At 70.4% G+C, this 11298-nt stretch carries 11 protein-coding genes and 1 pseudogene; 6 read left to right on the forward strand and 6 right to left on the reverse strand.

Annotation, left to right across the window (positions count from 1 at the left end):
- Nucleotides 1–12 precede the first annotated feature (12 nt).
- The gene (locus ABZT02_RS32610; RefSeq protein WP_356023910.1) at nucleotides 13–1689 is read right to left on the reverse strand and encodes a carbohydrate binding domain-containing protein; all 1677 of its coding nucleotides are present in this window, start codon (nucleotides 1687–1689) and stop codon (nucleotides 13–15) included.
- 194 nt (nucleotides 1690–1883) lie between these two features.
- A complete protein-coding gene (locus tag ABZT02_RS32615; protein WP_356023912.1) occupies nucleotides 1884–3026 on the reverse strand; it encodes an ATP-grasp domain-containing protein in 1143 nt (380 codons plus the stop codon).
- Between the two features lie 263 nt (nucleotides 3027–3289).
- Here ABZT02_RS32615 and ABZT02_RS32620 point away from each other — a divergent pair, with 263 nt between their 5' ends.
- The gene (locus tag ABZT02_RS32620) at nucleotides 3290–4150 is read left to right on the forward strand and encodes a metallophosphoesterase (protein WP_356023914.1); all 861 of its coding nucleotides are present in this window, start codon (nucleotides 3290–3292) and stop codon (nucleotides 4148–4150) included.
- Entirely contained in the window at nucleotides 4147–4857 is a 711-nt protein-coding gene (locus tag ABZT02_RS32625) for a 4'-phosphopantetheinyl transferase superfamily protein (RefSeq protein WP_356023916.1), read from the forward strand. The genes ABZT02_RS32620 and ABZT02_RS32625 overlap by 4 nt, the downstream gene beginning before the upstream one ends.
- Here the strand turns inward: ABZT02_RS32625 and ABZT02_RS32630 are convergent.
- On the reverse strand, nucleotides 4854–5093 hold the full coding sequence (locus tag ABZT02_RS32630; RefSeq protein WP_356023918.1) for a hypothetical protein: 240 nt from the start codon (nucleotides 5091–5093) through the stop codon (nucleotides 4854–4856). The two genes, ABZT02_RS32625 and ABZT02_RS32630, sit on opposite strands and share 4 nt — an antisense overlap.
- Nucleotides 5094–5334: 241 nt before the next feature.
- On the opposite strand from ABZT02_RS32630, the gene ABZT02_RS32635 reads away from it, so the two are divergent.
- Complete coding sequence (locus ABZT02_RS32635) at nucleotides 5335–6357, forward strand: alpha/beta hydrolase (RefSeq protein WP_356023920.1); 1023 nt, start codon at nucleotides 5335–5337, stop codon at nucleotides 6355–6357.
- 11 nt (nucleotides 6358–6368) lie between these two features.
- On the opposite strand, the gene ABZT02_RS32640 is transcribed toward ABZT02_RS32635, so the two are convergent.
- A complete protein-coding gene (locus ABZT02_RS32640; RefSeq protein WP_356024119.1) occupies nucleotides 6369–6899 on the reverse strand; it encodes a toxin-antitoxin system, toxin component in 531 nt (176 codons plus the stop codon).
- A gap of 32 nt (nucleotides 6900–6931) precedes the next feature.
- Nucleotides 6932–7588, reverse strand: coding sequence for a helix-turn-helix transcriptional regulator (locus ABZT02_RS32645; protein WP_356023922.1), 657 nt, complete (start codon nucleotides 7586–7588; stop codon nucleotides 6932–6934).
- 224 nt (nucleotides 7589–7812) lie between these two features.
- Between ABZT02_RS32645 and ABZT02_RS32650 the strand changes: the two genes are divergently transcribed.
- Nucleotides 7813–8463, forward strand: coding sequence for a hypothetical protein (locus ABZT02_RS32650; RefSeq protein ID WP_356023924.1), 651 nt, complete (start codon nucleotides 7813–7815; stop codon nucleotides 8461–8463).
- A gap of 95 nt (nucleotides 8464–8558) precedes the next feature.
- On the opposite strand, the pseudogene ABZT02_RS32655 reads toward ABZT02_RS32650, so the two are convergent.
- Nucleotides 8559–8762 (reverse strand): annotated as a pseudogene (locus tag ABZT02_RS32655) (hypothetical protein); the annotation flags it as partial.
- A gap of 70 nt (nucleotides 8763–8832) precedes the next feature.
- Here ABZT02_RS32655 and ABZT02_RS32660 point away from each other — a divergent pair.
- Together ABZT02_RS32660 and ABZT02_RS32665 are read left to right on the forward strand one after the other, a co-directional pair.
- Nucleotides 8833–9828 (forward strand): LacI family DNA-binding transcriptional regulator, encoded by a 996-nt coding sequence (locus ABZT02_RS32660; protein ID WP_356023926.1) that lies wholly within the window; start codon nucleotides 8833–8835, stop codon nucleotides 9826–9828.
- Nucleotides 9829–9949: 121 nt separating this feature from the next.
- Nucleotides 9950–11296: an extracellular solute-binding protein gene (locus ABZT02_RS32665; RefSeq protein ID WP_356023928.1), complete on the forward strand. Its 1347-nt coding sequence runs from the start codon at nucleotides 9950–9952 to the stop codon at nucleotides 11294–11296.
- Nucleotides 11297–11298: the final 2 nt, after the last annotated feature.

Below are 11298 nucleotides of genomic sequence, written 5' to 3' on the forward strand. Positions count from 1 at the left end.
GGCACCGCTCGCTCAGCCGGTGAATCCGGCCGTGATCGAGGTGAACTGCCAGTTGCTCTGGCTGATGCCGGAGCAGTTGCTGACGACTCCGCCGCCCGGGCACGGCCGGTCGCGGTTGACCGACCAGAAGGCGAGCCGGGCGAGGTGACGGGAGTTCGCCCAGTCACGGATCTGGGTCCAGATCGCCGGGGTCGTGTTCTCCTGCTGGTCGGAGAGACCGTTCATGCCGGAGATGCCGATGTGGGAGTACGCGGTGGCGTCGTCCCAGCCGAAGGTGGACTTCAGCTTGGCCTTCAGCCCCTCCGCGGCGTTCACGGTGTTGCCGTACATGTCGGAGCCGCCGCCGAAGTCGAACGGCATGATGGTGAAGACGTCGATGTTCGCGCCCAGCGCCTGTGCCTGCTCGATGAGCCGGTTGCCGTAGTAGGTCGGGCCGGTCGTCGAGGTGCCGAAGGTGACGATCGTCTTCAGGCCGGGGTTGTTGGCCTTGACCGTCTTCAGGGCGGTCAGGATCCTCGCCTGCACGGCCTCGTTCTCGAACTCGTCGGTGTTCTCGATGTCCATGTCGATCGCCTTGAGCGAGTAGGCGTCGATCACCTTCTGGAGGGCGGCCGCGAGTGCGCTCGCCGAGGAGCAGTTGGCGCCGAGCTTGCTGCCCTGCCAGCCGCCGAACGAGGGCACGATGTCACCACCGGCGGCACGGATCTGGTTGATGGCGGTCTGGTCGACACCGCCGGTCAGCGGCCGCGTGCCGTCCCACGCGGGGTTGCAGCCGCCGGAGTCCAGCACGAAGGCCATCGTGAACCACTTGACGCCGGTCGCGCTCATCACCGTGCTCGGGCTCGGCGGATCACCCCAGCCCTCGTACAGATAGGGCGCGGCCTGCTTGAAGCCGGTGCCGCCCCCGCCGCCCGCGTCGGTCGTCACGCTCACGGAGTTGGAGGCGCCCGAGGTGTTGCCGGCCGCGTCGCGCGCCTTCACGGTGAAGGTGTACGACGTGCTGGGCGACAGCCCGCTGACGGTGGCGGACGTTCCGGAGACGGCGAGGACGTTGTTGGAGCCGCTGTAGACGTCGTAGGCGGTGACACCCACGTTGTCCGTGGAGGCGTTCCACTTCAGCGACACGCTGGACGACGTCTTGCCCGTGGAGGCCAGCGCGGTCGGCGCGCTCGGCGCCTGGGTGTCCGAGCCTCCGCCGCCGGGCCCGTCGAGGCTGATGTCGTCGGCGTAGTAGGTGCCCTGGGCGTACCAGCCGTGGACGTAGACGGTGGCGCTGGTCTGCGAGGCGCCGGTGGTGAAGCTGGTGGTGAGCTGGCTGTACGCGGTGGGGGAGCTCGTCCACGTGGAGGCGCCGCCGTTCACGCCGAGGTAGACGTAGGAGCCGCGTACCCAGCCGCTGAGACGGTAGGTCGTGTTCGGCTGGACGGCGACGGTCTGGCTGCACTGGGCGTTGTCGCTCGAACTCACCGCGCCCTGAAGGGCCTTGGTGCCGCCGTGCACGGGAGGGGAGACGACGGAACCGAGGTTGCCGGTACAGGTCCAGGGGGAGAGGCCGCCGGATTCGAAGCCGGGGTTGGGCAGGACGTTGGCTGCCTGGGCGGTGCCGGGAAGCGCGACGGCCCCGGCGAGAGCCAGTGCGGCGGAGCCGAGGAGAGCGACGAGTCTGGGACGTCTGAGTGGGTTGCGCACGCGATCTCCCTGAAGATATGGGGGTGTTCGGGAGTGCAGAGAGGTGGTGCAGGGAGTGCGCAACCAAGTTGGTATGGACCAATCGGAGTGTCAAGGCCTGACGCCGAATTGGTCCATACCGGTGAGGGGAGTTGCTTTGAGGGGCGCGGGGAACTGCGCGACAAGCCACAGATGCCCCGCACCCGGCAGACGACCTAAAGCGGCAGGGCGGAAGCCGTAGTCCCGACGGAGCCGACCTCATCCACCATCGGCACCGGTGCCGGCACCGCAGGCAGCAGGGGTTCTGCCGCCTCCATGCGCTGGGCCGGAACCGAGACCGGCCGCAGCGGACGCGCTCCCGACACGACGGTGTAGTCCTGTCCCAGGAACGGCGGTTCGATCACCCCGGGGTCCTCCCCGAGCGCCAACTGCACCGCTGCCCAAGGCACGTTGACCCCGCACAGGGACAGCTGGTGCAGGCCGCCCGCGGGCCGCGTGTTGACGTCCATGAGCACCGGCCGGTCACCGAACATCCGGAACTGGATGTTGGACAAATAGTGCAGCCCGAACCCCTCGGCGATCAGCCGCGCCGGCTCCAGCCACTGCTCGTGCTGGGTGAACCCGCGACGCCGTCCGTTCTTCGTGCGGCCGATCGCGAGCCGCACCCGGTTGTCGGTCCCGGTGAGCGTGTCCACCGACACCTCCGGCTGCTCCAGGCGCGGCATGACCAGCCAGTCCACCTGCTCGTCGGCCCGCTCCAGCGCCTCGACGACCGTGTCGAGCGAGACGTAGGGGCTGGGGAACCCGTTGAGCTGCGCGAGGGAGAAGGGTGCGCGCGTGATGACGCGGAAACCCACCCCGCCCGCACCGGACGCGGGCTTGAAGCAGGCCTTGTGGCCGTCGGCCTCCAGCTCCTCCACGGCCGCGACCAGCTCGTCCGCGGTCCGCACCCGCCACCACGGCGGCACCGGGACACCCACGGCCTGGACCGCCTCGTAGGCGATCACCTTGTCGTGGAAGACGGCGACAACCTCCGGCGGCGGCGCGAGCAGCGCCGTACCGATCGAGGTGAAGTCGGCGCGGTGGGCGACGATCGCCGCCTGGTGCAGCCGGGGCACGAACACGTCGATGCCACGCCGCTGGCACTGGTCGAGGGCGAACTCGACGTAGGCGGCCGGGGACAGCCCCTCCGGCTCCAGTTCGGCGGTGTCGGCGGCGGCCAGGACGGGCGAGTCGGGGTCGCCGTGCGTCGCGTGGATCTCGACGGCTCTGTCGATGGGATTTCGCCGCAGCTGATCCATGAAGAACACGTTCTCCGCGTACGTGCGGTTGAGCCAGACGCGTACGCGAGAAAGCATTCAGGCCGCCTTTCGGGGTTTTCGGGCACGGCGAAGCGGGCCCGTGCCCGGGCAGGGTGATTGGAGGGACACCAAACCGCCCCTGGTGAAGGGATGTTCATGCGGTGGTGTTGGGGCGATCATACGGCTTTCCGGGGGCCAGGCGTGCAACGCCCGTGTTACGGAATTCCCGATCATGAAGCTCCGCCGCCCCGGTCCACACTTGTACCGGGAAACCAAATGTGTTCTGGTGGTCCCACCCGGGTGCGCGGAGGGGGCGAGAGGTGACGTCTACGGCCGGTGGCACGGCACAGCTTCTGGCCGTCAGCGACCTGCACATCGGCTATCCCGAGAACCGCTCGCTCGTCGAGCGGATGCGTCCCGGCACCGACGACGACTGGCTCCTGGTGGCCGGTGACGTCGCCGAGACCGTCGCCGACGTGCGCTGGGCCCTGGAGACCTTCGCCGGGCGCTTCCGCAAGGTCGTCTGGGCCCCCGGCAACCACGAACTGTGGACCCACCCGAAGGACACCGTCACCCTGCGCGGGGTCGCTCGCTACGAGCGCCTCGTCGAGATGTGCCGGGAACTCGGTGTGCTCACCCCCGAGGACCCCTACCCGGTCTGGGACGGCCCCGGCGGCCCCGTCGCCGTCGCCCCGCTGTTCCTGCTGTACGACTACTCCTTCCTGCCCCCCGGCTGCACCACCAAGGAGCAGGGCCTGGAGTACGCGCACGGCACCGGCGTCGTCTGCAACGACGAGTTCCTGCTGCACCCCGACCCCTACCCGTCCCGCGAGGCCTGGTGCCGGGCCCGGGTCGCCGAGACCGAGCGCAGACTCGCCGCGCTCCCCGACGACCTGCCCACCGTCCTGGTCAACCACTACCCGCTGGACCGGCACCCGACGGACGTCCTGTGGTACCCCGAGTTCGCCATGTGGTGCGGCACCGCACTGACCGCCGACTGGCACCGCAGGTTCCGCGTCGAGACCATGGTCTACGGCCATCTGCACATCCCGCGGACCACCTGGCACGAGGGCGTCCGCTTCGAGGAGGTGTCGGTGGGCTACCCGCGGGAGTGGCGCAAGCGGCCGGAGCCGCCGGGACGGCTGCGCCGGATCGTGCCCGGGGAGGTCGGCGCGCTGTGATCGAGGAACTCCTGCCGGACTCGGTGGTGGCCGTCGAGGTCCACGGTTACGACGAGCCGGAGATCGGTGCGCTGTATCCCGAGGAGGCCGCGCTCGTCGCGCCCGCCGTCCCCAAGCGCCGCCGTGAGTTCGCCGTCGTGCGGGCCTGCGCCCGCCGGGCCATGGAGAAGCTCGGTGTGCCGCCCCAGCCGCTCCTGCCCGGGGAACGCGGCGCCCCGCGGTGGCCGGCCGGACTCACCGGCAGCATGACCCACTGCGACGGCTACTGCGCCGCCGCCCTGGTCCGTGCCGTCGATCTCGCCTCCCTCGGGATCGACGCCGAACCCCACGGACCGCTCCCGGAGGGCGTGCTGGAGAGCGTCTCCCTGCCGGGCGAGCGCGCCAGGCTGCGGCAACTCGCCGAGGCGTACCCCGCGGTCCACGGGGACCGGCTGCTGTTCAGCGCCAAGGAGTCCGTCTACAAGGCGTGGTTCCCGCTCACCGGCAGGTGGCTGGACTTCAGCGAGGCCGACATAGACATCCGCGTCGACCCCCAACAGCCCTTCAGCGGCACTCTGCGCGTCGAACTCCTCGTCCCCGGCCCGCTGGTGGGCGGTGAGCGGCGCGGTGTCTTCGAGGGCCGCTGGACGGTCCGGGACGGCCTGGTGGCGACCTCGGTGACCGTGCCGCACACCCGAACCCACGGCACGGTCACCCGTCTCGCCTAGACCTCCGGCGGGCACCAGCTGTGCAGCAGCCTGAAGAACTCCTCCTCGTTGCCCGCGAGTCCGGCGTCCGCCAGGGCCTGTTCGGCCTCGGCGAGGACCACCGGCGGGACGACCGGTGGTCGGGCGGTGTCGGGCGGGCCGGCCGCGGTGTCGAAGGCGGCCCGGACCGTGTGCAGCAGCCGCAGATACGCCTGGACGGCGGTGCGCTCACGGTCGGTCAGTACGGCGGTGGGCATCGGCGGCTCTCCCCAAGTCGGCGTCGGCCGCACCCCCGGACGGGGCGCGTCGGTCGCACGCACACGGGCGTGCGTCTCCAGCTTGCCGCCCACCACTGACAATCCGGCTTCCGCGCCCGGTCCTTCGCCCGCTTAGCGGAGGCGAAACCTCCCCGAAACCACTGTGCGGAAAGCAGTCCTACGCTGGGAGGAAGGGCTTTCGGCCGCCTCGCCGCGGCCAGGAGAACGGGAGGGCGAGCACGTGGTCGACGACCCGCGCCGGCGCCCGGTGCGCGCCGTCCGGCTGCGCCCGGTGAGCGACGCAGAACTTCAGTTGCGCTACCGCGTGGTGCACGGGTACCGCCGTGCCTTCCGGATGGCGGGCGAAGGACCGCCGCTCGTCCTCATCCACGGCATCGGCGACTCCTCGGCGACCTGGGCCGAACTGATTCCCGACCTCGCCCGCACCCACACCGTGATCGCCCCCGACCTGCTCGGCCACGGCGACTCCGACAAGCCGCGCGCCGACTACTCGGTGGCCGCGTACGCCAACGGCGTCCGTGATCTGCTCACCACCCTCGGCATCGAGTCGGCCACTCTGGTCGGGCACTCGCTGGGCGGGGGAGTGGCCATGCAGTTCGCTTACCAGTTCCCCGAGCGCACCGAGCGGCTCATCCTGGTCAGCGCCGGCGGTGTGGGCCGCGAGGTCAACCCCGTGCTGCGGCTGGTCTCCCTGCCCGGCGCGCACCTCATGCTGTCCTCGCTGCGGCTGCCCGGCATGCGGCTCCAAGTGGGCCTCGCCGTCCGCCTGATGAAGCTCCTGGACACCGACCTCGGCCAGGACGCCCCGGACCTGCTGAACCTTGTCGACTCCCTCCCCGACGAGACCTCCCGCAACGCCTTCATCCGCACCCTGCGCGCGGTCGTCGACTGGCGCGGCCAGGTCGTCACCATGCTCGACCGCTGCTATCTCACCGAGGGCATGCCGACCATGCTGCTGTGGGGCGACCGCGACAGCGTGGTGCCCGTCCGGCACGCCTTCGGGGCGCACGAGGCGATGCCCGGCAGCCGTCTGGAGATCTTCGAGGGCGCGGGCCACTTCCCCTTCCACACCGACCCCGCGCGTTTCGTCTCCCTGGTCGAGGAGTTCACCGCCACCACCGCCCCGGCCGACTGGAGCCGGGAGCACTGGAGAGAACTGCTGCGGGAGGGCAGCCCGGAAGGCGCGCGGGCACCCGGTGGGGAGCGGGAGTTGCGGGAGGCCAGTGAGCGCAGTGCGACATGACCTCGTGAAACTCAGCCCTGCGGCCCCAGATACCCCAGCGACGCCTCGATCCGCCCCGCCAGCCGGTCCCGCTGCACGGGCCCCCGCAGCGGCGAACCCGCGAGCCAGGTCCGGCACTTGCTGGCCAGCAGCAGGCCGAAGCTCTCCGCCTCCCGCTCCTCGTCGAGGTCGAAGCGGCTGCGGGCGGCGACCTTGCGCACGGTGGCCTGGAGATCGGCGTCGTCGTGCAGGAGGCGGGCCGCGACCGCGGCACCCTCGACGTGGTGGGAGCAGTGGCCGGCGTTCATGTGCCACAGCTCGTGGCCGAGGATGACCAACTGGTGGTCGGGGGCGGTGCGTTCCTCGATCACCACGAGGTCCTGGTCGGCCATGTCGAGCCACAGCCCGCTGGCCGTGCCGACCGGGAAGGGCGCCGTACGGAAGTGGACCGGGCGGCCCCGGCGTCTGCTCATCGCGTCGCACAGGGCACCGTAGAGGTCCTCGGGCCGCGCCGGGGCGTCGAGTTCCAGCTCCGCCACCAACTCGCCGCTCAGGCGGCGCATGTGCTTACCGATGCCCACAGTTCTCTCCCGGATCAGGATTCGGGCCGCTTGACGCTCTCCAGGAGCATGTCCAGCCACTCGGCGACCTTGTCACGGTGCTGGTCGGTGGGCAGCTGCGCGGCCCGCCATGCGATCCCGCGGACGCCGTGGTCCTGCAGCAGCCGCTCCAACGGGTCGCGCGCGGCCGCGGCGGCCTCCCTCTCCCGGTCGGCGAGTTTGTGCAGGAGCTCCTGCTCGGTGTGCTGGAGCGCACCCGCGAGCGCCTCGGGGTCCTCGGCCGTCAGGAACCCGGCGTGCACGCGGAAGAACCGCTGGATGGCGTCGCAGTGCTCCATGGTGGGACGCCGGTCGCCGTTGATGAGGGCGCCCGCCTGCTGCCGCGACATGCCGGCGCCGTCGGCGATCTCCTGCTGGGTGTACTTGCGCCCGTTGGGCTTCAGCCGGGTGCGGCGCAACAGGTCGAGCCGCTGCAGGAACCGCGCCTGGACGTCCGGTTCACCCGCCGGGCGCCCGCTCAGCAGGGCCTTGACCACCGGTTCGGGAACGCCGGAGGCGACGGACAGACGGCCGGTGTCGAAGACCTGCGCGTGCGGCACGCCGAGCCGGCCGGCGAGTGCGGTGACGCGGGCGACGACGGCCGACAGTACGACCGTTGCCGCGTCGTCCGGGCTCTCGAAGCCATCCGACACCGACAGATCTCCTACGTCTCTCACTCGACTTCTCACAGGCGGTCGCCGTGAACTTCCCGGAGAGTAGCCCGTTGTTCGAACTCACATCCAGGTCTCGCCACAACTGTGGCCAATTTCAGCCGTCAACCGCTGTGGAATGCCACGATAGTTGACACGACTTGCTTCGGGGAAGCAGGATCAAGGCGCCGCGTGAAGGCCGCATAGGCAAGAGGGGTGACCTCCCGATGGCATATCAGGCAGGTGGGCAGCGGTCGGAACTGCGGCCCGTCCCCGAGGGGCTCGAAGCCCAGGCGTACCTTCAGGACTACGCCACGCTCCTGGAAGCCGTCCCCTTCCCGTCCGTCGTCCTCGACCACCGCTGGGACGTCGTTCTCGCCAACACCGCTTTCGCGTCACTTTTCCGTGCGGTAGGTCCGCATCCGACGGCCATGCCGGGTGACAACTTCCTCCGGTTCGTCCTCTTCCATCCCGACGCGAGCAGCGTCCTCGGCGAGCACGAGTCACGGTGGTGTCTGCCGATGCTCGCGCACTTCGCGGCCGCGGTGGAGCGGCACGGCCACGACCACGGCCTCCAGGCGATCCGCCGGGACATCGCGCAGGACCCGATCATGGACGCCGCCTACCGGCACGGCCTGCCGCACTGGATCCGCGCGGTGGGCGAACAGGCCGTGGAGCACGACGGCGCCGTACGCCCCCTGGTGCACCCCGACCCGCGCTGGGGCGCCACCGACTGCCGGGTCGTCGACGAGACCCCGCGCACCCTGCGGGACCTGGGCTACACGCGCCTGACACTGGTGCTCCGCCCGGCTCCCACCAGGCGCCGCCCGCGGCGCACGGCGGCCCACCTCACGGTGGTGCCCGCCCCCGAGGCCTGACGGGCACCGTCGGCGTTCAGGTCGTCGACGGCGCCTCGTCAGTGATTCTCGGCCCCCGTGGAGCAGGGTGTTCCACGGGGCGGCCCGCCCCCGGCTCACTCCGCCACCACCAGCACCCCTTCACACGGGGTCAGCCGCGCCCCGCCGACCCGTCCCGGCCGGCCGCGGGCGTTCACCAGACGTGCGGGGCCCGGGAGTTGGTGCGGCTTCGGCATCACGGCCACCTCGAAGTGCCGCAGGTGCACATCCGCCGTGGCCGCCCCGGCGAACCGGCCCGCCACCTCGACCGGCGCCGACAGGGCCCTCCTCGGATGGGTACCGTCCCCATGAACGCAAGCCGCTTGCAATTCTTGCGCTATTCTTGCGTGCATGACGCGACGACTTGCTGAGGTTGCCAAGAAGGTCGGGGTCAGTGAGGCCACGGTCAGCCGGGTGCTCAACGGCAAGCCGGGGGTCTCCGAGGGCACCCGGCAGGCGGTGCTGTCCGCGCTGGACGTGCTCGGATACGAGCGGCCCACGCAGTTGCGCGGCGAGCGGGCGCGGCTCGTGGGGCTGGTGCTGCCGGAGCTCCAGAACCCGATCTTCCCGGCGTTCGCCGAGGTCATCGGCGGGGCGCTGGCCCAGCTGGGGCTCACGCCGGTGCTGTGCACACAGACCAAGGGCGGAGTGTCCGAGGCCGACTACGTGGATCTTCTGCTCCAGCAGCAGGTCTCCGGTGTCGTGTTCGCCGGCGGGCTCTACGCCCAGGCGGACGCGCCGCACGACCACTACCGGCGGCTCGCCGACCGGAACATCCCGGTGGTGCTGGTCAACGCGTCCATCGACGACCTCGGCTTCCCGGGCGTGTCCTGCGACGACGCGGTGGCCGTCGAGCAGGCCTGGCGGCATCTCGCCTCCCTGGGGCACGAGCGGATCGGGCTGGTGCTGGGTCCCGCTGACCACCTGCCGTCGGCGCGCAAGCTGGCCGCCGCGCAGGGGCTCGGTGAGCTGCCCGACGAGCGGGTCGCACGGGCCATGTTCTCCATCGAGGGCGGTCACGCGGCGGCCGCCCGGCTCATCGACCGCGGGGTCACCGGCTTCATCTGCGCCAGCGATCCCCTGGCGCTCGGTGTCATCCGGGCCGCCCGCCGCAAGGGCCTCGACGTGCCGGGCCAGGTGTCGGTCGTCGGTTACGACGACTCCGCCCTCATGAACTGCACCGAGCCCCCGCTGACCACCGTCCGCCAGCCCATCGAGGCCATGGGGCGCGCCGCCGTGGAGTTGCTGAACGCACAGGTGGGCGGCAGTGCCGTACCCGCCGAGGAGCTGCTCTTCGAACCCGAGCTGGTGGTCCGGGGGTCCACCGCGCAAGCCCCTCGCGGCTGAGGTCCCCTTCTCTGGCGCCGCTCTGTCGAATAATTACATATTCTGCGCGACATCTTGCGGACCGATGTCGGCGGTGCTTGAGTGTGCGGCGCCCACCGCTCCTGCCACGAGGGGTCCACCGATGAGAAGCACCGGGTTCCGCCGTACCGTCGCCGCGCTCAGTGTCTGTTCCCTTGCCCTGGCCGTCTCCGCCTGCGGATCGGGCGACGACACGGCGAGCGGCAAGACCCGCGTCACGGTCAACTGCATGCCGCCCAAGAGCGCCAAGGTCGACCGGCGCTTCTTCGAGCAGGACATCGCGTCCTTCGAGAAGCAGCACCCGGACATCGACGTCGTCGCGCACGACGCCTTCCCCTGCCAGGACCCCAAGACCTTCGACGCCAAACTCGCCGGCGGGCAGATGGAGGACGTGTTCTACACGTACTTCACCGACGCCAAGCACGTCGTGGACATCAACCAGGCCGCCGATCTCACCCCGTACGTCAAGGAGTTGAAGAGCTACGACACCCTCCAGCGGCAACTCCGCGACATCTACACGGTCGACGGGAAGATCTACGGCATCCCGCGCACCGGCTACTCGATGGGCCTGATCTACAACAAGAAGCTCTTCGCGAAGGCCGGCCTCGACCCCGAGCAACCCCCGGCCACCTGGGAGGAGGTGCGCGCCGACGCCAAGAAGATCGCCGCGCTCGGTGATGGCACGGTCGGGTACGCCGACTACAGCGCCCAGAACCAGGGCGGTTGGCACTTCACGGCCGAGCTGTACTCCCAGGGCGGCGACGTGGTGAGCGCCGACGGCGAGAAGGCCACGATCGACACCCCCGAGGGCCACGCCGTCCTGCGGAACCTCCACGACATGCGCTGGACCGACGACTCCATGGGCAGCAAGCAGCTCCTGGTCATCAACGACGTCCAGCAGATGATGGGTTCGGGCAAACTCGGCATGTACCTCTCCGCCCCGGACAACATCCCGATCCTGGTCAAGGAGAAGGGCGGCAACTACAAGGACCTCGCCCTGGCGCCCATGCCCGGCGGCAAGGGCACCCTCATCGGCGGCGACGGCTACATGTTCAACAAGAAGGCGAGCCCCGACCAGATCAGGGCCGGCCTGAAGTGGCTCGACCACATGTTCCTCAGGCCCGGCGCGGGCTTCCTCGGCGACTACGCCCGCGCCAAGAAGGCCGACGCCCCGGTGGGCCTGCCCGAACCGCGTCTGTTCACCGGCGCCGCCGACGCCAAGGACCAGCAGGTCAAGAAGGCCAACGCCAATGTGCCCGTGGAGAACTACCAGGCCTTCCTCGACGGCAACCAGAGCCTGAAGATGAAGATCGAGCCGCCGAACGCCCAGCAGATCTACTCCGTCCTCGACAGTGCCGTATCCGCCGTCCTCACCAAGAAGGACGCCGACATCGACCAGCTCCTGCGGGACGCCTCCGGCAAGATCGACGGCATCCTGGCCCGGAGCTGACC

This window comes from Streptomyces sp. NPDC005402 (assembly GCF_040606575.1).
In the GTDB taxonomy this organism is placed as follows: domain Bacteria; phylum Actinomycetota; class Actinomycetes; order Streptomycetales; family Streptomycetaceae; genus Streptomyces.